This window comes from Aeromonas sp. QDB23, from assembly GCF_027707745.1.
GTDB classification, from domain to species: Bacteria; Pseudomonadota; Gammaproteobacteria; order Enterobacterales; family Aeromonadaceae; genus Aeromonas; species Aeromonas allosaccharophila.
In genome coordinates this window covers 1-23,863 of the sequence record NZ_JAPCJA010000018.1, presented here as the reverse complement: position 1 = coordinate 23,863, position 23,863 = coordinate 1, and the positions used below count along the sequence as shown (strand labels likewise).

The 23,863-nt window shown below is 60.4% G+C and carries 23 protein-coding genes; 19 read left to right on the top strand and 4 right to left on the bottom strand.

The annotated features are described in order from the left end of the window. Positions 1-100: 100 nt before the first annotated feature. The 3 genes from fldB to PG888_RS09990 all read left to right on the top strand — a co-directional run bounded on the left by fldB (position 101) and on the right by PG888_RS09990 (position 3,562). Positions 101-619, top strand: a complete 519-nt coding sequence (gene fldB / locus PG888_RS10000) for a flavodoxin FldB (RefSeq protein ID WP_270693323.1) — start codon at positions 101-103, stop codon at positions 617-619. A 202-nt stretch (positions 620-821) separates the two neighbouring features. Continuing rightward, entirely contained in the window at positions 822-2,222 is a 1,401-nt protein-coding gene (locus PG888_RS09995) for a TldD/PmbA family protein (protein ID WP_270693322.1), read from the top strand. After that, on the top strand, positions 2,222-3,562 hold the full coding sequence (locus PG888_RS09990) for a TldD/PmbA family protein (RefSeq protein WP_270693321.1): 1,341 nt from the start codon (positions 2,222-2,224) through the stop codon (positions 3,560-3,562). The genes PG888_RS09995 and PG888_RS09990 overlap by 1 nt, the downstream gene beginning before the upstream one ends. A gap of 152 nt (positions 3,563-3,714) precedes the next feature. Here the strand turns inward: PG888_RS09990 and PG888_RS09985 are convergent, their stop codons facing one another. Continuing rightward, complete coding sequence (locus PG888_RS09985) at positions 3,715-4,209, bottom strand: zinc ribbon-containing protein (protein WP_005335155.1); 495 nt, start codon at positions 4,207-4,209, stop codon at positions 3,715-3,717. Between the two features lie 145 nt (positions 4,210-4,354). Between PG888_RS09985 and leuS the strand changes: the two genes are divergently transcribed. The 14 genes from leuS (at position 4,355) to lipA (ending at position 18,921) form a co-directional block, all read left to right on the top strand. Further along, positions 4,355-6,931 carry a leucine--tRNA ligase gene (gene leuS, locus PG888_RS09980; protein ID WP_139409512.1) on the top strand — a complete coding sequence of 859 codons (2,577 nt, stop codon included), beginning with the start codon at positions 4,355-4,357 and terminating at the stop codon, positions 6,929-6,931. 98 nt (positions 6,932-7,029) lie between these two features. Next, positions 7,030-7,512 (top strand): LPS-assembly lipoprotein LptE, encoded by a 483-nt coding sequence (locus PG888_RS09975; protein WP_058052709.1) that lies wholly within the window; start codon positions 7,030-7,032, stop codon positions 7,510-7,512. A gap of 13 nt (positions 7,513-7,525) precedes the next feature. Further along, complete coding sequence (gene holA, locus PG888_RS09970; RefSeq protein WP_005354117.1) at positions 7,526-8,563, top strand: DNA polymerase III subunit delta; 1,038 nt, start codon at positions 7,526-7,528, stop codon at positions 8,561-8,563. Next, positions 8,557-9,207 carry a nicotinate-nucleotide adenylyltransferase gene (gene nadD / locus PG888_RS09965; protein ID WP_182970546.1) on the top strand — a complete coding sequence of 217 codons (651 nt, stop codon included), beginning with the start codon at positions 8,557-8,559 and terminating at the stop codon, positions 9,205-9,207. The genes holA and nadD overlap by 7 nt, the downstream gene beginning before the upstream one ends. A gap of 103 nt (positions 9,208-9,310) precedes the next feature. Beyond that, positions 9,311-9,652 carry a ribosome silencing factor gene (rsfS, locus tag PG888_RS09960; protein ID WP_033135359.1) on the top strand — a complete coding sequence of 114 codons (342 nt, stop codon included), beginning with the start codon at positions 9,311-9,313 and terminating at the stop codon, positions 9,650-9,652. Positions 9,653-9,671: 19 nt separating this feature from the next. Next, positions 9,672-10,139 (top strand): 23S rRNA (pseudouridine(1915)-N(3))-methyltransferase RlmH, encoded by a 468-nt coding sequence (rlmH, locus tag PG888_RS09955; RefSeq protein WP_005335166.1) that lies wholly within the window; start codon positions 9,672-9,674, stop codon positions 10,137-10,139. A 103-nt stretch (positions 10,140-10,242) separates the two neighbouring features. Next, positions 10,243-12,165 carry a penicillin-binding protein 2 gene (mrdA, locus tag PG888_RS09950; RefSeq protein WP_042061050.1) on the top strand — a complete coding sequence of 641 codons (1,923 nt, stop codon included), beginning with the start codon at positions 10,243-10,245 and terminating at the stop codon, positions 12,163-12,165. After that, entirely contained in the window at positions 12,158-13,261 is a 1,104-nt protein-coding gene (rodA, locus tag PG888_RS09945) for a rod shape-determining protein RodA (protein ID WP_042061047.1), read from the top strand. The genes mrdA and rodA overlap by 8 nt, the downstream gene beginning before the upstream one ends. Next, a complete protein-coding gene (mltB, locus tag PG888_RS09940) occupies positions 13,261-14,259 on the top strand; it encodes a lytic murein transglycosylase B (protein WP_270693320.1) in 999 nt (332 codons plus the stop codon). Before rodA ends, mltB begins: the two co-directional genes overlap by 1 nt. Then, positions 14,201-15,190, top strand: a complete 990-nt coding sequence (locus tag PG888_RS09935; RefSeq protein ID WP_270693319.1) for a septal ring lytic transglycosylase RlpA family protein — start codon at positions 14,201-14,203, stop codon at positions 15,188-15,190. Before mltB ends, PG888_RS09935 begins: the two co-directional genes overlap by 59 nt. 186 nt (positions 15,191-15,376) lie before the next feature. Then, positions 15,377-16,573 carry a D-alanyl-D-alanine carboxypeptidase family protein gene (locus PG888_RS09930; RefSeq protein ID WP_270693318.1) on the top strand — a complete coding sequence of 399 codons (1,197 nt, stop codon included), beginning with the start codon at positions 15,377-15,379 and terminating at the stop codon, positions 16,571-16,573. Between the two features lie 293 nt (positions 16,574-16,866). Further along, a complete protein-coding gene (gene ybeD, locus PG888_RS09925; protein ID WP_005335178.1) occupies positions 16,867-17,130 on the top strand; it encodes a DUF493 family protein YbeD in 264 nt (87 codons plus the stop codon). Positions 17,131-17,192: 62 nt separating this feature from the next. Further along, positions 17,193-17,870 carry a lipoyl(octanoyl) transferase LipB gene (gene lipB, locus PG888_RS09920; protein WP_139477382.1) on the top strand — a complete coding sequence of 226 codons (678 nt, stop codon included), beginning with the start codon at positions 17,193-17,195 and terminating at the stop codon, positions 17,868-17,870. Positions 17,871-17,955: 85 nt separating this feature from the next. Beyond that, the gene (gene lipA, locus PG888_RS09915; RefSeq protein ID WP_042658562.1) at positions 17,956-18,921 is read left to right on the top strand and encodes a lipoyl synthase; all 966 of its coding nucleotides are present in this window, start codon (positions 17,956-17,958) and stop codon (positions 18,919-18,921) included. A 77-nt stretch (positions 18,922-18,998) separates the two neighbouring features. Here the strand turns inward: lipA and PG888_RS09910 are convergent, their stop codons facing one another. Together PG888_RS09910 and PG888_RS09905 are read right to left on the bottom strand one after the other, a co-directional pair. Then, positions 18,999-19,562: an NUDIX domain-containing protein gene (locus PG888_RS09910; protein ID WP_270693347.1), complete on the bottom strand. Its 564-nt coding sequence runs from the start codon at positions 19,560-19,562 to the stop codon at positions 18,999-19,001. A gap of 7 nt (positions 19,563-19,569) precedes the next feature. After that, on the bottom strand, positions 19,570-20,370 hold the full coding sequence (locus PG888_RS09905; protein WP_042061030.1) for a DUF2989 domain-containing protein: 801 nt from the start codon (positions 20,368-20,370) through the stop codon (positions 19,570-19,572). Between the two features lie 211 nt (positions 20,371-20,581). Here PG888_RS09905 and PG888_RS09900 point away from each other — a divergent pair, with 211 nt between their 5' ends. Next, complete coding sequence (locus PG888_RS09900) at positions 20,582-22,015, top strand: glyceraldehyde-3-phosphate dehydrogenase (RefSeq protein WP_270693317.1); 1,434 nt, start codon at positions 20,582-20,584, stop codon at positions 22,013-22,015. Positions 22,016-22,055: 40 nt separating this feature from the next. Beyond that, on the top strand, positions 22,056-22,364 hold the full coding sequence (locus PG888_RS09895; RefSeq protein ID WP_075113493.1) for a YeaC family protein: 309 nt from the start codon (positions 22,056-22,058) through the stop codon (positions 22,362-22,364). A 144-nt stretch (positions 22,365-22,508) separates the two neighbouring features. Here PG888_RS09895 and PG888_RS09890 read toward each other — a convergent pair whose 3' ends face one another. Next, positions 22,509-23,612 carry a VWA domain-containing protein gene (locus tag PG888_RS09890; protein ID WP_270693316.1) on the bottom strand — a complete coding sequence of 368 codons (1,104 nt, stop codon included), beginning with the start codon at positions 23,610-23,612 and terminating at the stop codon, positions 22,509-22,511. Positions 23,613-23,863 lie beyond the last annotated feature (251 nt).

Below are 23,863 nucleotides of genomic sequence, written 5' to 3'. Positions count from 1 at the left end.
CCCTTACGTTACCCATCGTGTTGCCAACATGGCGCAGCCCACACGAGCATGCGAGAACGCGCCAAAAGCAAGCGAGAAAGCGCCAACAGAGAGAAGAGCGATGAAGATTGGTCTGTTTTACGGTTCCACCACCTGCTACACCGAGATGGCTGCCGAGAAGATCCGCGCCCTCATCGGCCCCGAGCTGGTGGATATTCACAATATCAAGGATGTCTCCCTGCGCCGGATGGAGGATTACGAGATCCTGATCCTCGGTATCTCCACCTGGGATTTTGGCGAACTGCAGGAAGACTGGGAGTCCCGCTGGGAAGATATCGCCGATCTCCACCTGGAGGGACGCATCGTGGCCCTGTTTGGCCTCGGCGATCAGCTCGGTTATGGCGAATGGTTCCAGGATGCCCTCGGCATGCTGCACGATCAGCTGGTGCCCAGAGGGGTCAAGCTGGTGGGCTACTGGCCCAACGAAGGGTACGAATTCGATGCCTCCAAGGCACTGATCGACGATGGCCGTCACTTCGTCGGGCTGGCGCTGGACGATGCCAATCAATATGACCAGACCGATCCGCGCATCGAGCAGTGGGTCGAGCAGATCCTGAGCGAAATCCACGCCCTGCTCTGATCTTTCCCACGTTTTGGCAAAACGCCCCTGAGCGCCTGGCCCTGGCCGCCGGGCGCAGTTATCGCACCGATTTTCTCAATCGGTATCATCGCGTGACCCTATAGCGACTTTTTTGTGCTGGTCTGCAACAATGGACTCGACATCCCATAACAATCAGAGCCGGATGTCGGAAGCAAACGGACAGACCAGAAAAGGATATTCTATGACCCCATTCTCCCTGTTGGCCCCCGCCATCGCCCGTGACGTGCTCGATCACGCGCTGGCGCTGGGTGCCGATTTCGCCGAACTGTTTGTCGAGCGCAAGCGCCGCAGCCAGCTTAGCCTGCTCTCCAGCCAAATAGAGAACATCAGCGGCGGCCTCGATTTTGGCATTGGCGTGCGCCTCTGTTACGGCCACAAGGTACTCTACGGCTACACCAATCTGGCCAGCCGCGACGAGCTGCTGCGCATCGTCACCCTGCTGGCGGCCAAAGACCGGCGTGACCCCGTGGTCACCGCTACCGCCTTCGATTTCACCCGATTGACCGATCGCAACCCGGTGGCCCTGCCGCTCTCGGCAGACAAGCTGCTGGAGCAGAAGATCGCCTACCTGCACGCCATGGATGCCGCAGCCCGTGCCGAGAGCGGCAAGGTGAGCCAGTTCTCCGGCAACGTGCTGGGCTGGGAGCAGGAGGTGGAGATCTTCAACAGCGAAGGAGTGCAAGTGGCCGATCGCCGCCACTACAACCGCATCATGGCCCAGACCATCGCCATGGAAGGGAGCGAGCAGAGCGTCGGTTATGAGGCCCCCGGCGCCCTGATGGGCTGGGAGCATGCCGATCGCATCGATCCGCGCGAGCTGGCCCTCACCGCCACCCGTCAGGCACTTGTGAAGCTGGGAGCGGCACCCTGCCCGAGCGGCACCCTGCCGGTCATCATGGAGAACGGCTTTGGCGGCGTCATCTTCCACGAGGCGTGCGGCCACCTGCTGGAGACCACATCGGTCGCCAAGAGGGCCTCGGTATTCCACGACAAAATGGGCCAGCTGATCGCCAATCCGGCAGTCAGCGCTGTGGATGAAGGCTTGCAGAGCAACGCCTGGGGCTCCATCAACGTCGATGACGAAGGGATGGCGACTCAGCATACCCAGCTCATCAAGGACGGCGTGCTAACCGGTTTTCTGGTGGACAGAATGGGGGCGCTCAAGACCGGCTACGCCCGCACCGGCTCCGGGCGGCGCGAATCGTACAAGTACGCCCCCACCTCGCGTATGCGCAACACCTATATCGAGCCGGGCAACCATAGCCTCGACGATATGCTGGCCACCGTCGAACACGGCATCTACGCCAAGAAGATGGGGGGCGGCTCGGTACAGCCCGGCACCGGCGAGTTCAACTTCAACGTGCAGGAGGCCTATCTCATCGAGCAAGGCAAGATCACCCGCCCGCTCAAATCGGCGACCCTGATCGGCACGGGCCCGCAAGTGCTCAAAGAGATCTCCATGGTCGGAAGCAATCTGGCGCTGGCCGCCGGCATGTGCGGCTCGGTCTCGGGCTCTGTCCCCACTTCGGTGGGCCAGCCGGCTCTCAAAGTGGACAACATTCTGGTGGGAGGGAACGCCTGATGAGCCAACTCGACATGAACCAACTGCTCACCCGCCTGCTGGATAAAGTGGCCGACCTCGGTGCCGAGGCAGACATCATCGCCAATCAGGAGAAGGCCTTCTCCCTCAAGGCAGACAAGGGCGAGCTGGGTGAATACAAAGTCACCAGCAGCCAGCAGCTCGGTATTCGCCTGATCAAAGAGGGTCGGGTCGGCATCGCCTACTCGGAATCCCTCGATGAGTTGGCGCTGGATGCCATGCTGCAGGATGCGCTCGATGCCAGCCGCTTTGCCAAGGTGGATGCGGATCAGCGCATCTCGGTCGCCAATAGCCGGATCACCACAGATTGCGCCGAGATCAACCAGCCCGATACCACGCCGGTTGAGGAGAAGATCGCCCTGGCCCTGCGCCTGGAATCTGACATGCTGGCCATGCCCGATGTGAGCGGCGCCCCCTACAACAGCTTCTTCGAAGGGGAGAGCCAGCTCTGGCTCGCCAACAGTCAGGGCACCCTCTGCCAGCACGGCGAGTTCAGTGTCGGCTGCTACACCTCTGCGCTGGTCGAACGGGGTGGCCGCCAGTCGATGCACTCGCAGGGGCAGTATGGCCGTCGCTTCGACGAGCTCGACAGCCAGGCCCTTATCGAACAAATCTACGCCATCGCCGATGGCCTGCTGCCCGGTGAAGCGGTGCCGAGCGGTCGCTACAGCGTCATCTTCAGCACCAACTGCTTCGCCAGCCTGTTTGGCAGCTTTCAGGGGGTGCTGTCAGGCAAATGGGCCCAGCAAGGGATCAACCCCTGGCGCAGCAAGGTGGGCCAAAGCGTGGCGTCACGCTGGCTCACTCTGGAGAGCCGGGTCTATATGCCGGGCGGCATGAACATCAAGGCGTTTGATGGCGAGGGAGCGGCCACCTCGGATCTGCTGCTGATTGGCGAAGGGGAGCTGAAAACTCTGCTCCACAACAGCGCCACCGCCCGCCACTTTGGCGTCGCCAGCAACGGCTCGGCCGCCCGCGGTGCCCGCAGCGCCCTCGATGTCACCGCTCGCCATCTGGTGTTTGGCGCGGGCCCCCACCGCGAAGCGGAGGTGCGGAGCGGCGACTATCTGGAGCTGGTCAAGCTGGACGGCCTGCATTCGGGGGCCGATGCGGTGAGCGGCGACTTCTCGTTTGGCGCGTCAGGGTTCCTCTGCCGCGATGGGGTTCGCCTGCAGCCGGTGCGCGGCATCACGGTAGCGGGCAACTTCTATCGCCTGCTGGGCGAGCTGGAAGCGGTCGGTGACACCCTGCACCACAACGATGGCAAGGGCTTCTTCGCCCCGCTGATCCGTTTTGGCGGACTCTCCGTCGCGGGCAAGTAAACGCCTCGACGAAACCTGCAAGTAAGAAAAAGGCGCCTGATGGCGCCTTTCTCACATTGGCAAGCAGAGTGTCGATGCCTCTGGATAAATGGACGATTACGCTTCGCTAATCGTCCCTACCGGTCGGTACCTTAGCCTGATGATACGGCCACTCAGGGTGAAAGCGGCTCACGGTGATACTCGGCGCAGCCACACTCGGGGCAGGTATCGAGCTGCTGGGGATGCAGCACGGTATGACGCCAGCCGCACTGGTCGCACACCATGACCCCGAGCCCCACCCAGTCACCGGCCTCATAGACGCCCTTGTGCTCCAACTCGTCGGCCAGCTCGCGCCACTCCACCTGGGCACGGTCGGTCACATCCGCCAGCCAGGACCAGGCGGTGTCTTTGAGGGCCAGCATAAAGGCCGACTCTTCCACCTGCGCACTATCGTCATGGCGCCCCTCGTCATAGTTGCCCAGATCCCGCTTCACGTACTCGGCGATCAGCGCCAGCTCGTCCTGGGTCAGGTCGCTGGCGGCCTCCAGATAGGCCTGCACCTTGGCGATCATCCGGTTGAGGCGCTCCCCCTGGAACTCTTCAGTCTCTTGCCACTGTTTTTGCAGCTCGGCAATGAAGGCTTCGTACCCTTTTTGACGTTTGTCCATGGCTCTAACTCCTCTACTAAACCCTGATCTGGCCCGGCTTAAGGCCCAAGGGACGCTGGCGGTTGTTGCCGCCGCAGGATATGGGTATTCTATTGCGATTTCCCAGCTGATTTATCTATTCATTTCACAGATCCGGATGTCACCAATGCAAGAGCAATACGTTCCCCAATCAATCGAACCAGCAGTGCAAAAGCACTGGGATGCCAAGAAAACCTTCAAGGCCGTGGAGAAAGTAGACAAGGAGAAGTTCTACTGCCTGTCCATGTTCCCCTATCCGTCTGGTCGACTACACATGGGGCACGTTCGTAACTACACCATAGGTGATGTGATCTCCCGTTATCAACGGCTCAATGGCAAGAACGTGCTGCAACCCATAGGTTGGGATGCATTCGGTCTGCCAGCGGAGAACGCCGCAGTCAAAAACAACACTGCCCCGGCGCCCTGGACCTACGAAAACATCGAATACATGAAGAACCAGCTGAAGATGCTGGGTCTGGGTTATGACTGGGATCGTGAAGTCGCCACCTGCAAGCCGGACTACTACCGCTGGGAGCAGTGGTTCTTCACCAAGCTCTACGAGAAGGGTCTGGTCTACAAGAAGACCTCCTCCGTCAACTGGTGCCCGAACGACATGACAGTGCTGGCCAACGAGCAGGTGGTCGACAACTGCTGCTGGCGCTGTGACACCCCGGTGGAGCAAAAAGAGATCCCCCAGTGGTTCATCAAAATCACCGACTACGCCGAAGAGCTGCTGAACGACATCGACAATCTGGAAGGCTGGCCAGAGATGGTCAAGACCATGCAGCGCAACTGGATTGGCCGCTCCGAAGGGGTCAACATCAGCTTCGCCATTGAGGGTCAGGCTGAGCAGCTGGAGGTCTACACCACCCGTCCGGACACCTTCATGGGCGTCACCTATGTCGGTATCGCCGCCGGTCACCCGCTGGCGCTGCAGGCTGCTGCCAGCAACCCGGAACTGGCCGCCTTTATCGAAGAGTGCAAGAACACCAAGGTAGCCGAAGCCGAACTGGCCACCATGGAGAAGAAAGGCATGGCCACCGGCCTCTATGCCATTCACCCGCTGGATGGCCGCAAGGTACCGGTCTGGGTCGCCAACTTCGTACTGATGAACTACGGCACCGGCGCCGTGATGGCAGTTCCGGCTCACGACCAGCGTGACTTCGAGTTCGCCACCAAATATGGCCTCGACATCAAGGCGGTGATCAAGCCGGTTGATGGCGACGTCGATGTGAGCGAAGCGGCTTATACCGAGAAGGGCGTACTGTTCAACTCCGGCGAGTTTGACGGTCTCGACTTCCAGGGCGCTTTTGACGCCATCGCCAACAAGCTGGAAGCGCTCGGCCACGGCAAGCGCACCGTCAACTTCCGTCTGCGCGACTGGGGTGTCTCCCGTCAGCGTTACTGGGGTGCCCCTATCCCGATGCTGACCCTGGCTGACGGTACAGTCGTACCGACGCCGGAAGATCAACTGCCGGTTCTGCTGCCGGAAGATGTGGTGATGGATGGTATCCAGAGCCCGATCAAGGCCGACGCCGAGTGGGCCAAAACCACCTATAACGGTCAGGAAGCGTTCCGCGAGACCGATACCTTCGACACCTTTATGGAGTCCTCCTGGTACTACGCCCGTTACTGCTCCCCGGACTACGACAAGGGCATGCTGGATCCGGCTGCTGCCAACCACTGGCTGCCGGTGGATCAGTACATCGGCGGTATCGAGCACGCCTGTATGCACCTGCTCTACGCCCGCTTCTTCCACAAGCTGCTGCGTGACGCGGGTCTGGTGAACAGTGACGAGCCGTTCAAGCGTCTGCTCTGCCAGGGCATGGTGCTGGCCGACGCCTTCTACTACAAAGACGAGAAGGGCGGCAACGTCTGGGTCAGCCCGACCGACGTCAAAGTAGAGCGTGACGAGAAGGGGCGTATCACCAAGGCCATCGACAACGAAGGCCGTGAGGTAATGCACTCCGGCATGACCAAGATGTCCAAGTCCAAGAACAACGGCATCGACCCGCAGCTGATGGTCGAGCGTTACGGCGCCGATACCGTCCGTCTGTTCATGATGTTCGCCTCCCCAGCCGAGATGACGCTGGAGTGGTCCGACTCCGGCGTAGAGGGTGCCCAGCGCTTCCTGCGTCGCCTCTGGCGCACCACCTTCGAGCACGTCTCCGGTGGCGCCGTTGCCGCACTGGACGTAGCAGCCCTCACCAACGAGCAGAAAGCGGTACGCCGTGAACTGCACAAGACCATCGCCAAGGTGAGCGATGACGTGGGTCGCCGTCAGACCTTCAACACCGCCATCGCCGCCATCATGGAGCTGATGAACAATCTGGCCAAGCTGGGCTCCGACGAGCAGGACCGCGCCCTGATGCAGGAAGCGCTGGAAGCCGTGGTGGTCATGCTCTACCCCATCACCCCGCACATCGGCTTCGAGCTGTGGAAGATGCTGGGCAAGGGCGACGACGTGGATCACGCTGCATGGCCGGTGGCCGATGAAGCGGCCATGGTCGAGACCGAGAAGCTGGTGGTGGTGCAGATCAACGGCAAGATGCGCGGCAAGCTGACCGTACCGGCCGAGATCAGCCAGGCTGATGTCGAGAAGCTGGCGATGGCCGATGCCTCCGTGCAGAAGTTCACCGACGGTCTGACCGTGCGCAAGGTGATCTACGTACCTGGCAAGCTGCTCAACATTGTCGCTAACTGATTGGCTACCAACTGATCATTGTCAATCTGTGACAGCAAACGGATGATAACGGCGGGCCCTGCGCCCGCCGCTTTCCCTTAATGCAAAGAGGATTTTCTATGGGCACCATCTTCACCCGCTGGATGGCCATCGTGCTGGCTGGTCTGCTGCTGCAAGGCTGCGGCTTTCACATGCGCGGCAACGGCATTCCGAGCGAGCTGATGACCATGAAGGTCGTGGGCGACAACAAGAGCGACTTCTACCGGCTGGTGACCACCCGTCTGAAGGCCTCTGGCGTGACCCTGGCCGACAAGGAGGGCATTCCGGTGCTCACTCTGGGCGGCGTAGGCAGCACCAGTCAGGTCGCCTCGGTCAACGCGCTGGGGACGGACACCGAATATGTGCTGGGCTTTGGTACCCAATTCACCATCTCGGTGCCGGGCAAGCCGACTCAGGTCTTCCCCATCAACTTCAACCGCAGCTTCCTCAACAAGCCGGATGCAGCGCTCGCCTCCTCCCGTGAGCAGGAGCAGCTCAACCGCGAAATGCAGGAGCAGGCGGCCAATCAGGTGATCCGGCAGTTGAGTCAGGTCAGCTTCTGATGCGAGTACTTTGATGAGAGTCTACCCTGAGCAATTTGGTGACCACCTCAAAGCAGGGCTTCGGCCCTGCTATCTCGTTTTTGGCGACGAGCCCCTGTTGCGACTGGAGGCCATCGATGCCATCCGTCAGGTCGCCCGCAAGCAAGGTTTCGATGAACGCCACACCTTCGTGGTGGAACAGGGGCTGGACTGGAATCAGGTCTACGATGCCTGTCAGGCCATGAGCCTCTTCTCCGCCCGCCAGATCATCGAGCTGGAGCTGCCCGCCAAGGTGGACAAGGATCTGGCGGCCCGCATCAGTGAAATCGGCAAGCAGCTCCATCCAGACCTGCTGCTGGTGCTGAGCGGCGGTCGCCTCAATCAGACCCAGATGAAGGCAGCCTGGTTCGACAAGCTCTACCAGATTGGCACCTATGTGCCGGTCAACCATCCGGAGCCCAAATTTTTCCCGCGCTGGATGAGTGCCCGTTTTGCGCGTTTCGGCCTCAAGGCGCTGCCGGATGCCATCAACTTCATGTGCCACTCCTACGAGGGTAACCTGCTGGCCGCCAGTCAGGAGATCGAGAAGTTGACCCTGCTCTCGCCGCCCCAGCCCATCAGCGTCACCTATCTGCAAGAGACCATCATCCGCCACGCCCACTTCACCCCGTTCCAGCTGGTCGATACCCTGCTGGAGGGCAAGGTGAACCGGGCCCAGCGCATTCTGGCCGCCCTGCGGGCCGAAGGCACCGAGCCGGGGATGCTGGCCTGGACCCTCTGCCGCGAGCTGGAGCAGCTGACCGAGCTGTCGCTGGCGATGCGCAACGGCCAGCCGCTGGGGGAGCACTTCAGCCGCCTGCGCATCTGGCAGAGCCGCCAGCAGCTCATTCAGCAGGCGCTGACCCGACTGCCGTTTGCCAAGTTGCAGCAACTGTGGCAACTGATGGCCCAGCTGGACGATGCCCAGCGCCGCTTCGATACCGAACAGGCCTGGCTGATGTTGCAGACCATTGCCCTCGGCTTTCGTGATGGCACCCCGCTGCCGCTGGTGATGGAGAGCAGCCCGTGCTGAAGGCGCCGGTCGGTTTGCTTGGCGGCACCTTCGACCCCATTCATATCGGTCATCTGCGCCCGGCCATCGAGGCGCGCGATGCCCTCGGGCTGGCCGAGATGCGGCTAATCCCGAACCATATCCCGCCCCACCGCGCCAATCCGTTCTGTTCCAGCGAACAGCGCCTCGCCATGGTCAGACTGGCGGCGGCGGAGAACCACCACTTTGTGGTGGATGAGCGGGAGCTGCGACGGGACAAGCCTTCTTACACCATCGATACCCTGATCGAGCTGCGTCATGAACTGCCCGATACGCCGCTCTGTTTTCTGATGGGGATGGATTCCCTGCTGAGCCTGCCAAGCTGGCACCGCTGGCAGGAGCTGCTCGACTATGCCCATCTGGTGGTGAGCGTGCGACCGGGCTGGCAACCGGAGTATCCGGCCGAGGTAGCGCAATTGTTGGCGCGCCATCACACCCGCGATGCAGGCGCGCTGCACCAGCGTCTGGCCGGTCATATCTGGCTGGCGGACAACCAGCCCATCGAACTGTCAGCCACCCGGCTGCGGGCCCTGCTGGATGCGGGGCAAGACACCCGCTACCTCTTGCCCGAGTCGGTTGCGCACTATATTGATCAACAGGGGCTCTACCGCGCCAATCGCCGCTAGCCCCTGTCGTAATCCCGCCCAGCCCGATGGGAAACGGGAGTGACCATGATATAATCCGCCGCCCTGACGCAAACGCTGCGCGCCGGAACAGAGGAGAGACTCATTGCAAGGCCAAGAACTGCATGCCTTTATCATCGACAAGATCGATGACATGAAAGGCCGCGACATCATCACCCTCGATGTACGCGGCAAATCCAGCATTACTGACACCATGATCGTCTGTTCCGGCAACTCCAGTCGTCACGTCAGCGCCATTGCCCACCATCTGGCCAGCGAGGCCCGCCACGCGGGTCTCGATCTGCTGAGCGTGGAAGGGCAGTTGAGCGGTGAATGGGTACTGGTAGATATGGGCTCGGTGATCGTGCATGTGATGCAGGATGAACATCGTGACTTCTACCAACTGGAAAAGCTGTGGAGCGGTGCCGCTCAAGTGAATACGCAATAAGAGCACAAGTGTAACGACCATGAAGATCCAGTTGATTGCGGTGGGCACCAAGATGCCCGCCTGGGTAGAGCATGGCTTCGAAGAGTATCGTCGCCGCTTCCCGAAAGACATGCCGTTTGAACTCGTCGAGATCGGCGCCGGTAAACGGGGCAAAAATGCCGACATTCCCCGCATCCTGCAGAAGGAAGGGGAAGCCATGCTGGCGGCCGCAGGCCGCTCGCGTATCGTCACCCTCGATATTCCGGGCAAACCCTGGACCACCGAGCAGCTGGCTACCCAGCTGGAAGCGTGGAAACTTGATGGCCGCGATGTCGCCCTGCTGGTCGGCGGGCCGGAAGGCTTGTCCCCCGAGTGCAAGGCTGCCGCCGAACAGAGCTGGTCGCTGTCACCGCTCACCCTGCCCCATCCGCTGGTGCGGGTACTGGTGGCCGAGAGCCTCTATCGGGCCTGGAGCATCACCACCAATCATCCGTATCATAGAGAGTGAGCCATGCGTCTCTGGAGTCTCACCTCTCATATTCACCCGTATCACAGAGAGTGAACAATGCAGTTCCTGCTGTTATTGCCCCCAAGGGTCTTGAGGTAAAGGCATGCTGAAACAACGCATCGAAATGCGCGATCACAGTGCCGAGGGCAATCTGTTCTTCCGGCGCACCCTGGTAGCCTACATCGGCATCGTCGTGCTGATGCTGGTGCTGCTGGGCAATCTCTATTATCTGCAGGTCGAGTCCTACGACACCTACCAGACTCGCTCCAACTCCAACCGTATCCGCGTGGTGCCAGTGGCGCCGCCACGGGGCCTGATCTATGACGCCAACGGCGTACTGCTGGCGGAAAACCGCCCGGTCTACAGTCTGGAAATCGTGCCGGAAGAGACCACAGATCTCGAAAAAACCGCCGACCAGCTGATCACCCTGCTGGGGCTGCCGGAAGGCACCAAGGAGAAGTTCCTCGCCGAAGTGAAGCGCCAACGCCGCTTCAAGCCGGTCGCCCTCTACGAGAAGCTGACCGAGTATCAGGTGGCCCTCTTCTCGGTCAACCAGCACAACTACCCGGGCGCCAGCATCGAGGCCTACCTCAAGCGCTACTACCCGTTTGGTGACACCCTCACCCATGCGCTGGGCTATGTGGCCAAGATCAACACCCGTGACGTGGAGCGCCTCGACAAGGAAGAGAAACTCGCCAACTACGCGGCCACCAAGGATATCGGCAAGCAGGGAGTGGAGAAGTATTACGAGGATCAGCTGCACGGCGTGGCGGGCTATCAGGAGGTCGAGGTGAACAACCGCGGCCGGATTGTCCGCACCCTCAAGTTCCAGCCGCCCATTCCCGGCCAAGATATCTACCTCAATATCGACGTCCGGATGCAGCTCAAGGCCCAGCAACTGCTGGCTGGCCAGCGCGGTGCCATCGTGATGATGGACCCGAGAACCGGCGCCATCCTGGCCCTGGAGTCGAGCCCGAGCTACGACCCCAACCTGTTCGTGACCGGCATCTCCAGCGCCAACTACTCGGCGCTGCTCAACGATCCGGCGCGGCCGCTGGTGAACCGCACCACTCAGGGCATCTATGCCCCCGCCTCCACCGTCAAACCCATGATGTCCATCATGGGCCTCAACGAGGGAGCCATCACCCCGGGCTACCGCTATTTCGGCGGCCCGAGCTTCTCCATTCCCGGCACCACCAAGAAGTTCCGTGACTGGCGCCGCTGGGGCCACGGCTGGCTCGATGTCTATCGCGCCATCGAGGTCTCGGCAGATACCTACTTCTACGATCTCGCCTATCGGGTCGGCATCGACAAAATCCACAGCTACATGACCAAGTTCGGCTTCGGTCAGTACACCGGCGTCGATCTCTATGAAGAGACCAAGGGCGTCATGCCGTCTCGCGACTGGAAGATGGCCCGCTGGCGCCAGCCCTGGTATCAGGGTGACACCATCTCGGTCGGTATCGGTCAGGGCTACTGGAGCGCCACCCCGCTCCAGCTGGCCAAGGCGATCAGCATCCTGACCCAGAACGGTCACGACGTGACCCCGCACCTGCTCAAGAGCACCGCCTCACAGGCGGGGGTGGTCGATGCCCCCATCAACCCCAATATTGCCCTCAAGCTCAAGAACGACAGCTTCTGGAAAGTGGCGCAAGAGGGGATGTGGCGCGTCAACCATGGCAGCGAAGGCAGTGGCCGTCACTCGTTTGCCAAGGCGCCTTACTCCTCGGGTGGCAAATCGGGCACCGCTCAGGTGGTCGGTCTGAAGGAAAATCAGGTGTACAACATCAAGACCGTCAAGGCGGAGCATCGCGATAACGCCCTGTTCGTCGCTTATGCCCCCTTTGAGGCGCCCAAAGCGGTAGTGGCACTGGTGCTGGAAAACTCCATCGGTGGTGGTGGTGGCCGGGCGGCATCGCCCATTGCTCGCCAGATGCTGGATGCCTATCTGCTGCCCCCTGATCCGCAACTGCCACCGGCACCGGAAAAGCCGTCCCAACCGAGTGAGGTCGCCCCCCATGAGTAATTCAGCTCGCCAGCAGAGTATCTGGTACAAGCTGCATATCGACTTGCCCCTGCTGCTCGGTCTGCTGGCCGTGATGACCCTCTCCATGGTGGTGCTCTACTCCGCCTCCGGTCAGGATATCGACTCCATCGTGCGCCAGCTGGTGCGCGGTGGTCTTGCCTTTGCCCTGATGATCGGCATGGCCCAGCTGCCACCCTCCCTCTACGCCCGCTGGTCGGTGCCGCTGTTCGCCGTGGTGGTGCTGATGCTGATTGCGGTGGACGTGTTCGGCCACATCGGCAAGGGGGCTCAGCGCTGGCTCGATCTGGGCTTTATGAAGTTCCAGCCCTCCGAGGTGATGAAGCTCTCCATGCCCATCATGGTGGCCGCCTGGCTCAGTCGCCACTCGCTGCCCCCCAAGTTCAGCCATGTGGTGATCGCCCTCATCATGGTGCTGCTGCCTACCCTGCTGATCGCCGCCCAGCCCGACCTTGGCACCTCCATTCTGGTGGCCGCCTCCGGCTTCTTCGTCATCTTCCTGGCGGGACTCAGCTGGTGGCTGATCGGGCTGGCGGTCATGTTGATGGTCGCCTTTATGCCGGTGCTCTGGTTCTTCCTGATGCACGACTACCAGCGCCAGCGGGTGCTGATGCTGCTCGACCCGGAGAAAGACCCGCTCGGCCGCGGCTATCACATCATCCAGTCCAAGATTGCCATCGGCTCCGGCGGCGTCTTTGGCAAGGGGTGGCTGCAAGGGACCCAGTCCCAGCTGGAGTTCCTGCCCGAGCGCCATACCGACTTCATCTTCGCGGTATTTAGCGAGGAGTTCGGTCTGGTGGGGGTTGCCCTGCTGCTGGTGCTCTACCTCTACGTCATCAGCCGCTGCCTGTTTATCTCGATGCAGGCCCAGAACAGCTTCGAGCGACTGCTGGGTGGCGCCATCACCCTCACCTTCTTCGTCTATGTGTTCGTCAACATGGGCATGGTGAGCGGCATCTTGCCGGTGGTGGGGGTGCCTCTGCCGCTGGTGAGCTATGGCGGCACCTCCATGGTGACCCTGATGGCAGGATTCGGTATCCTGATGTCCATCCAGACTCATAGAAGACTGCTCGCCTGATGAGACGGGTTGGATTGCTGCTCTCTCTCGCCGCCTCGATGGCGACCGCTGCCGTGGCGCCGGATCGCTTGGCCCTGCTCGCCGACCAGCAGCAGGTGCCGCTGGCGGAATTGCAGGCCGCGGTCGCCCGTGCCCAGCTACGGCAGGAGGTGCTCGACACCATCAGCAAGCCGTGGGAGGCCAAACCCTGGCATCGCTACCGGCCGCTGTTTGTCACCCCGGATCGCATCCGTGACGGCCAGCAGTTCTGGCAGCAACATGCCGAAACGCTGGCCCGCGCGGAGCAGACCTATCGGGTGCCTGCCTCGCTTATCGTAGCCATCATCGGGGTCGAGACCTTCTATGGTCGCCAGATGGGTCGTCATCCGGTGCTCGATAGCCTCTACACCCTGGGGTTTCACTACCCCGAGCGCAGCGACTTCTTTGCCAAGGAGTTTGCCCAGCTGGTGTTGCTGGCAAGGGAAGAGGGCTGGTCGCTGGAGCGCCTCAAGGGCTCTTATGCTGGCGCCATGGGGATGGGACAGTTCATGCCCTCCAGCTACCGCCACTACGCCGTCGATTTTGACGGGGATGGCAAGCGGGATCTGTTTGCCAACCCGGTCGATGCCATCGGCAGCGTGGCCAACTATTTTGCCAGCCACCAGTGGCGCTGGGGCGAATCCGTGGTGGAACCGGCCCAGATCGGGTTGATGGCAGTCGAACCTCTACTCAGGCCTGAGCCCGAGCTCACGCAACCGTGGTCAGAACTGGCGGCGGCAGGGATTGAGCTCGCCACGCCGCTGGCCCCACAGACGCCGGTCAAGTTACTGGCGTTTGCCCAAGCCGATGGACCGGAATACTGGGTCGCACGGCATAACTTTTATGTGATCACCCGCTACAATCGCAGCCCACTCTATGCGATGGCGGTGTATCAACTTAGCCAAGCCATTCAGGAAGCGTATGCATCTTCGTCACAAACTCCTCCCGCTCAGCCTGAGCTTGTTGCTGGCCGCCTGTAGCAGCCAGCCGGAACAGTCCGCCCCCGTCGAGCAGCAAGCACCGGTCAGCAAGCCACCCGTTATCGAGATCCCGCAAGCCACCGGCGCCATTCCGCGCCCCGAGCCCCTGAGTGCCAGCGGCAACCGGGACTACTGGATCGGCAAGCAGAAAAACGAGGTGTGGCGCGATATCAAGCACTACAGCGAAGAGGGCACCGCCAGCTGGCTGTCGCCGGATCTGGACGGCCAGAAGACCGCCAACGGCGATGTGCTGGACAGCAAGCTGTTCAGCGCCGCCCACCGCAACCTGCCCATCCCGAGCTATGTGCGGGTCACCAATCTGGACAACGGGCTGGAGACGATCGTGCGGGTCAACGATCGCGGCCCGTTCAACAGCCCTAACCTGATCGATCTCTCCTACGCGGCCGCCAAGCAGCTGGAGATGGTCGATAGCGGTGAAGCGCGAGTAAGGCTGGAGCTGATCAACGACACCCCGGATCAGATGGTGATCATGGAGCCGATGAAGCCCATCGAGATGACCCCGACCACCCCGGCCGCAGCTGCGCCGAACACAATGTCGCAAGATGGCTTCCTGGGTGAACCGACCGCGCTGGCGATGGCCACTCCCGCCGCCGACCCCACGCCTGCCCCCGTCAAGGCGCCAGCGGCCAAGCCCGCCCAAGCGGCGCCGGTTAAACCAGCGCCAGCCAAGGCCGCAGCGCCCGCCAGCAGTGGTGATGGCAAGATGATCCAGGTGCTGGCCAGCGGCTCCCGGGAGCGGGCCGAGGCGATGGGCAAGGTGATGACCCAGCGTTACGGCGTGCCCTACCGGGTCGATGCCCATGGCGCCATTTTCCGGGTGCTGATTGGCCCGGTCGCCGCCGACCAGCAGGCAAGTGTGCTGGAAAAAGTACGTCAGGGCGGGCTGGAACAGGCCTTTATCGTCCCCTGATCGCCCCCTTTTGCCGCGGATGTGACTAACCGCTTACTCACTGTCATCACGTCGTTTTATGGCGTGATGACAGGGAGTGATGGATAAAAAACCAGTTCTGATCGCCATGTCGGGCTATAACCTGCGGGCGCATCTGGTATAGTTAGGCCCGCATTTTATCCCCATCTGGCTCGCAGGAATTTCAAGATGTCCAAATTTGCCCGTTCAGTTCTTCTGGCCTCACTGATCAGCGTAACCGCCCAGGCCAATACGCCGGTGCCGACACCGACCCCGAATGCCATGCCCATGGTGGTACCCGCCGCGCCGGAGATCTCCGCCAAGGCTCATATTCTGATCGACTACTACTCCGGTCAGGTGCTGGCCGAGCAGAACGCCGAAGAGCGTCTGCCGCCCGCCAGTCTGACCAAGATGATGACCTCCTACATCATCGGCCAGGAGCTGCTGAAGGGGAACATCAAGCGCACCGACATGGTGACCATCAGCCAGAACGCCTGGTCCAAGAACTACTCCGACTCCTCCAAGATGTTTATCGAGGTGGGCAAGCAGGTCTCCGTCGATGACCTGAACAAGGGCATCATCATCCAGTCTGGCAACGACGCCTGCGTCGCCATGGCCGAGTTCCTGGCAGGCAGCACCGACTCCTTCGCCAGCCTGATGAACAGCTGGGCCGCCAAGCTCGGCATGAACGACAGCCACTTCATGAACCCGCACGGTCTGGATGCGGAAGGTCACTACAGTACCGCTCACGACATGGCCCGTCTGGGTCAGGCGCTGATCCGCGACCTGCCGGAGGAGTACAAGATCTACTCCCAGAAATCCTTCGTGTTCAACGGCATCACCCAGCACAACCGCAACCGCCTGCTGTGGGATCAATCCCTGCAAGTGGATGGCATCAAGACCGGCCACGTCAGCCAGGTCGGCTATAACCTGGTCTCTTCCGCCACCAACAACGAAGGCATGCGCCTGATCGCCGTGGTGCTGGGTGCCAGCAGCGAAGGTTCCCGCGCCGCCGAGAGCAAAAAACTGCTCACCTACGGCTTCCGCTTCTTCCAGAGCCTGACTCCGTACAAGGCTGGCACCGAGCTGGTCACCCAGAAGATCTGGATGGGCGACAAGTCTGAAGTGAAACTGGGTGTCGACAAAGATGTCTCCGTGCTGGTCACCCGTGGTCAGGGCAACAACCTGAAAGCGGACTTCCAGCTCGACAGCGAGCTGAAAGCGCCGCTGGCCAAGGGTCAACGGGTCGGTACCGTGTTCCTGAAGCAGGGCGACAAAGAGATCAAGCAAGTGCCGCTGGTTGCGCTGGAAGAGGTGCAGGAAGGTGGCCTGATCAGCCGTCTGTGGGACTACCTGGTACTGCTGGTCTCCAGCTGGTTCAAGTAATCCGGACGCACAATCCTCACTATACAGCGGCGCCAACAGGCGCCGCTGCTGTCTATACCGGGTAAAGGCAGTGAATAACCCTGCAAACTGCAGGTTCCGCCTTACCCTGATTTGTGGTAAAAAGCAGCACTTCCATCCTGGTCTGACCGATCCTGGCCTTGATCCCGGTCCGTGCCGCGCCCATATAGCTATGAGCCGTGCCCGTCTAGACTTGAAATGGCGGCCTTCACGGGCCATCGGCCACTAGCCATCCAAGATGAAGTCATCCCGTTGATGACGCAAAAGGTGAGTAAATGAATACCAAGTTTGATGAACTGCTGGAATTTCCCTGCAAATTCCCGTTCAAGGTGCTCGGCGTTGCCGACCCGGCGCTGCCGGAGATGGTGGTTGAGGTGCTGCAACAGCACGCCCCCGGCACCTACAGCCCGACCGTCCAGCCCAGCTCCAAGGGTAACTATCACTCGGTCCGCGTGACCGTGACGGCCCAGAGCAAAGAGCACATCGAAGCGATGTACCACGCTCTTGGCAAGATTGAGCTGGTGAAGTACGTACTGTAATTTCTCTCTCGCCCCGTTCTGCGGGGCGACTGTTTTTGGCCGCAGCACGCCGCGAGGACGCCATGTCATCCCAGATCCCCGCCCAGTCCAGCCTGATTGTCAGGCAGCTGGGTCGCCGCCCCTACCAGCCGGTATGGGACGCCATGAAAGCCTTCACCGATAACCGCACCAGCGACACCCCGGACGAGTTCTGGGTGGTCGAGCACGATCCCGTCTACACCCAGGGTCAGGCCGGCAAGGCCGAACACCTGCTCAATCCGGGCAATATCCCGGTGGTGCAGAGCGATCGCGGCGGTCAGGTGACCTATCACGGCCCCGGCCAGCTGGTCCTCTATGTACTGGTGGATGTCCGCCGCTGCAAATTCTCGGTCCGTGAGCTGGTGACCGCGCTGGAAACAGCCATCATCAACACCCTCGCCAAGAGCGATATCCAGGCCTATGCCAAGGCCGATGCCCCCGGGGTCTATGTGAAAAATGATCTCGGCATGGAGGCCAAACTGGCCTCGCTGGGGCTGCGCATCCGCAAGGGGTGCTCGTTCCACGGGCTGGCCCTCAACATCAACATGGACATGACCCCCTTCCTGCACATCAATCCGTGCGGCTATGCGGGCATGGCCATGACCCAGACCAGCGCCCTGGGCGGCCCGCAAAGCGTGGCCGAGGCGCAATCCATTCTGGTGGCCGAACTGGCCAACCTGATTGGCTATCAAACGATCATCAATACCGAAGAAGCAGCATGAGCAACCCCATGCCGTGCAACCATGAGGGCTCCGAGCAGACCCTTATGGCTACCAACCAGACAATAACAAACACCGAGAGTGAATCATGAGCAAACCCGTTCGTATGGAGCCGGGCGTCAAGCTGCGCGATGGCGACAAGATGGCCCTGATCCCGGTGAAATTCATGCCGGATCCCAACGAAGAACTCCTTCGCAAGCCGGACTGGATGCGGATCAAGCTGCCCCCCTCCAGCCAGAAGATCGAACACATCAAGAGCACCTTGCGCAAGAACAAGCTGCACTCGGTGTGTGAAGAGGCCTCCTGCCCCAACCTGGCTGAGTGCTTCAACCACGGCACCGCCACCTTCATGATCATGGGCGCCATCTGCACCCGTCGTTGCCCCTTCTGCGACGTGGCCCACGGCCGCCCGCTGGCGCTCGACCCGGAAGAGCCGAAGAAGCTGGCGCTGACCATCAAGGAGATGGGGCTGAAATATGTGGTGATCACCTCGGTGGACCGCGACGACCTGCGCGACGGCGGTGCCCAGCACTTCGCCGACTGCATCAAGCAGATCCGTGAGCACAGCCCGCAGACCCGCATCGAGATCCTGACCCCGGACTTCCGTGGCCGGATGGAGCAGGCCCTTGAGGTATTCCGCGACACCCCGCCGGACGTCTTCAACCACAACCTGGAAACCGCGCCGCGCATGTATCGCGTCGCCCGCCCGGGTGCCGACTACAAGTGGTCGCTGGAGCTGCTGCGCCGCATCAAGGAGATGCACCCCCATGTACCGACCAAATCCGGTGTCATGATGGGTCTTGGCGAAACCAACGAAGAGATCGTCGAGGTGCTGAAAGATCTGCGCGCCCACGGCGTCAACATGCTGACCCTGGGTCAGTATCTGCAGCCGAGCCGCCACCACCTGCCGGTGAAGCGCTACGTGCCGCCTGCAGAGTTTGACGAGCTGAAAGATGTCGCCATGGCGCTGGGCTTTACCCACGCAGCCTGCGGTCCTTTCGTCCGCTCCTCCTATCACGCGGATCTGCAAGCCAAAGGCGAAGAGGTCAAATAACGTCCTCCCTCGCAATAAAAAGAGCGCCTATTGGCGCTCTTTTTGTAGGTATCCCTGACAGCAACTGCTTGATGTGCTCAGCAGCCGTTATCGAAGATCCCCTGCTGATGCCAGCGTTGCAGCTGGGCCAGCACCCGGGTCTCCCGCGCCGTCCATTGGGGACAGGGCCCCGCCAACTGGGTCTTGTTGGTCTGCAGCGCCTCGTCGAGGGCAAACCAGCCGGGCATGAAGCCGAGGCGGATCTCGTAGGGCTGCGGCTGCGGGGCCACCAGCTGATCGCCAATCCGGCACAAGTAGTAGAGCGAGCGGATGCAGTAGGCATCAAACCCCGGCTCGCGAGCGGCGCGGTATTCACGGGTCTCGCCAAGCAGAGCCCCTACTTCCACCAGTTCGGCACCGCACTCTTCCAGCAGCTCTCGGGCCAGCGCCACATGGTGGCTCTCCCCCGCTTCAACGCCGCCACCGGGGAACATCAGATCGCCGTTGACCCGGGAGTGCACCAGCAGCAGCTCGTCGCCTCGGGGCACCACGGCACGCACCGTGAGCCGCTCCAGGGTGCGGCCATCGGTGATTACCTCGCCATGAACGAAACAGAGATCGAACGGATTGGGCCAGCAGCTGGCCGGGGAGAGCGTCGTCATCACTGCATCAGGGCCGGTAGTTGCCATGCTTTAGCTGCTCGACAATCTCGGCAGCCCGCACATCGTAGCCATCCTGCTCGGTCTTGCTCAGGGAGTGATAGATGCCAAAACGCTTGGCCGAGACCTCTGGCGCATCCTGAAACGATTCGCTCACCTTGCCCCACAGATAGGCCAGCCCGTACTGCTTCTGACCCATGTAGAGGGTGCTGAGAGAGGTGAGCATGCGACTGTTGACCTGCTCCCCCTCCCGATAGAGGGAGAGGCCGCGCTGCAGGGTGGCGATGGCCTTCTCGGGGTCGCTCTTGGCGTAGATACCGCCGAGCGCCAGTTGCAACTCCGGCTCGTCGAGCACCTTGGAACCTTCCAGCGCCATAAACTGCTGGCGGGCCAGCTCGTTGGTATTGTTGGTCCAGTGCCAGAGCAGCAGATAGGGATCCTGTGAATTGCGGGTTGCCACATCGAGCTGGGCCAGCTGATCCCCGGCCGCCAGCATCCCCTCCACCCGCGGGCTCTTCTGCTCGCGGGCATTCTTGTACTCGATGTTGGTGGAGCGCTCGGCACACTTGAGGTAGCGCTCAAGGTTGCGCATCAGCTCGTACTTGCGCCGATCCGTCCCCTCCTCCTTGAGGTAGAAGCGGCTGCGAATGATGTCGGTACGCTCGTAGCGGCACCAACCATCGTCTACCAGATCCTGACAGAGCTCGGGATGGTTGCTGCAAATATTGTGGATCCGGTCGTCATTGCAGCCCGCCACGACAAGGCCGACGGAAAGCATGATGAAAGTCTGTCGCAGGGGGAAATTGGCCATGGCTCACATCTTGTTGATAACGCAGGTTGGTAACAACGGGAGCCTCGAGTGGCCACCTACGGCTAGCAAACCGGTTACATATCCATTACAATGCGCGCGCCATATAAGGCCGCGATTGCAGAATAATATAACGAAATATACACCCCTACACTGATCTGCATTCGACGAATTTTCTATTTACACCAACAACGTGAAATAAAGGATCTGGTCAATGACCCACGAGCACTACTTGCAAGCGTGGCAGGAGAGCCAGGAGCTCGCCGAAGCCATGCAGCCCTTGATTGGTCGCCTCTACCGACAACAAGGGGTCGAGATCACCCTCTACGGCCGCCCGCTGCAAAACGCCTCCACCATCGATATCCTCAAGGCCCACCGGGTCGTCCGCCGCCACCAGGGCGCTCCCCTCCCCATCCAGCAAAGCTTCCCCCTGCTCCAGGCCATCGTTGCCCTGAAACCCACCGCCGCCGAGATCGATCTGGGCAAACTGGCGGTGGGTTACTGGCAGGATCATCAGGATGAGGCGGGGATCGAGGACTATCTGCAAGCCAGGCTGGCACCGGCCCTTGGCCGCAACCAGATGCCGCAAGCCACCGACGTGGTGCTCTACGGTTTTGGCCGTATCGGCCGCCTGCTGGCCCGCCTGCTCATCGAGCGTACCGGCGCCGCCAATCCGCTGCGCCTGCGTGCCATCGTGGTGCGCGGCGGTCGCGACGGGGATCTGGAGAAACGCGCCAGCCTGCTGCGCCGCGACTCGGTACATGGCCCCTTCAACGGCTCCATCGAAGTGGATGTGGAGCGCAGCGCCATCATCGCCAACGGCACCTTCATTCAGGTGATCTACGCAAACAGCCCGGCCGATATCGACTACACCGCCTACGGCATTCACGATGCGCTGATCGTCGACAACACCGGGGTCTGGCGCGATGAGGCGGGTCTCTCCGAGCACCTGAAAGCGCGTGGTGCCGGCAAGGTGCTGCTGACCGCCCCCGGCAAGGGGGAGATGAAGAACGTGGTGTTCGGCGTCAACCACGAGGTGATAGGGGCTGATGACAGGATCATCTCCGCCGCCTCCTGTACCACCAACGCCATCACCCCTGTGCTCAAGGTGATACAGGAGCGGTACGGCATCCGCCACGGCCACGTGGAGACGGTCCACTCCTACACCAACGACCAGAACCTCATCGACAACTATCACAAGGGCGAGCGCCGCGGTCGCAGCGCCGCCCTCAACATGGTGATGACCAGCACCGGCGCCGCCAAGGCGGTGGCCAAGGCACTGCCCGAGCTCAAGGGCAAGCTGACCGGCAACGCCATCCGGGTGCCGACCCCCAATGTCTCGCTGGCAATTATCAACCTGTCGCTGGAGCAGGCTACCGATCGGGAGAGCCTCAACGCCTATCTGCAACAGATGGCGTTAAGCTCGGCGCTCCATCGCCAGATCGACTTCAGCGCCAGCACCGAGCTGGTCTCCTCCGATATGGTGGGTTCCCGTTATGCAGGCATCGTTGACTCCCAGGCGACCATCGCCGAGGGGGATCACTGCGTGCTCTACGTATGGTATGACAACGAGTTCGGGTACAGTTGTCAGGTAGTGCGGGTGATGGAGCAGATGGCTGGCGTAGTCCGCCAGGATCTGCCAGCCTGATCCCATTTCGTCATGGCTCAATGTGCAAGGAGAAGGCCGGATGTCGTTTCAACAGGGTGAGTTTTTGCAAGCAATCAGGCAGATGCCACAAGAGGTGTACGAGCGCCTCAAAACCGCAGTCGAGCTGGGCAAGTGGCCCGATGGCAAGCCCCTGACCGACGAGCAGAAGGCCACATCGCTGCAAGCCGTGATGGCGTGGCAGGCGATGCACCTCGACAACCCCGAGCACATGAACATCGGTCGCGACGGCGAGATCGTGATGAAGAGCAAGAGCGAGCTAAAGCGGCTGTTTCGTGAAGAAAATCAGCCAGTTGAAGAGGAGATAGTGCGGGTCAATCTCAACCACTGAGACCGCTCGCCATCCCGTCTCGCGGCGGCCAATCGAATAGCGAGAGAGCAATACATAGTTCGATAAAGAGTGCGATAAATAGCAAAGAGGGGAGCCATCATGGCTCCCCTCTTCTAAACAACTCTTCCACCAAGTGTTCAACCTTTACAGCACAATAACCTCATCACTAAAGCTGTCAGCAACACGTTGGCCATGGCAGAGCACAGAATAAACAGAACAATCGAGTAATGTCTTTTTGGTCTGCAAGTGTTTGATAAAATCCTCCGAAAGAACGCAATCACCATCGGAAATCATCAGAATATCAGCCTTTTCGTAGCGCTTATCTTGCTCGATGATTTCACAGGCTCGGTTCAAAGGCATCTCGAAATCGGTCCCCCCTCCAAAACCCTGCCGTAAAAAGTGAAGCAGACCAGCGGCATTATTCTCCTCAGTCATCTCAAATTCTCTTACCTCTCCGCTATCGCCAAAGAGCAAGACATGTAAAGATCGCCGTTCTTGCTGCAGAATTGCCGACACCGCCAGCAATAATGCCCTGGCTTTTAATAGCGGTGTTCCATTCATGCTACCGGATGTATCCAGACAGGCGACCACAGGCCCTGTTCGTTTTTGCTCCAACTCCAGCAGTTCACCCGAAGTAAAAGTGGTTCCCTGCAACTCATAGGTCATCAAGTTTCGTTCCAGAAAACGGGCATAAAACAGGGTTTCCAGCGCCTCATCCTCCAGATTAAGCAACTCCGTGGGGAGTACACGAGCCAGATCGTCACTGCGATGGGTACCGTGTACCTCACTCTTGCTCGCCTGAGGGATCCGGGCCTGTTTTTTCTTCTCTTCCGAAATATAGGCCCGTCCCATCTTATGAGTTAACTCTTTAATGGCATGATTTTGCTGTAGCTGCTTGGCGAGCGGTTCAATATCATCCTTACATAGCTTGAGATCGTTATAAGAAAAATTGGCACCGGAACAGGCTAACAACAAAGGCTCGGACTTTTCATAGGTAATATCTATATCATCCAATAGCTGACCATAACCCGCCAGCTTTTTACGGATCTCGACAGGGATTCCCTCATCGGCCAGCTCTGCCTCATAGGCTTTACACTCGGCCAACTCGGCACGAAGAGCGGCAATCATCTCCTCATTAAGAGGCTGGTTTTTAAGGTGATCCTCCTGTACCTGCCAGTCCGGTTCGGGGGTAGGATTATCCGCCAGCGAACCGTCCCAGTCCCATAATCTCCATTTGGTTGCCCCCAACTTGTATCTGGCGGACTCTTTAAGCGCTTTGATGGTCGGTTCCCAGCTCTCGTCAAAAATATTTATTTTTGATAACAGGCTATTAAACCAAGAGGAACCTCTACTTTGTGGCGAATGTTTGACACATCGGGCAGAAAAAACATGGCAATTCGCAAATACCAGCCCATAAAAACCTCAGGGCGGGAGCACACTTTGTTGATATTTTAACCAAAGAATAACTGAGCCCGATAGTCGTCATTCCAGCCGGCTCT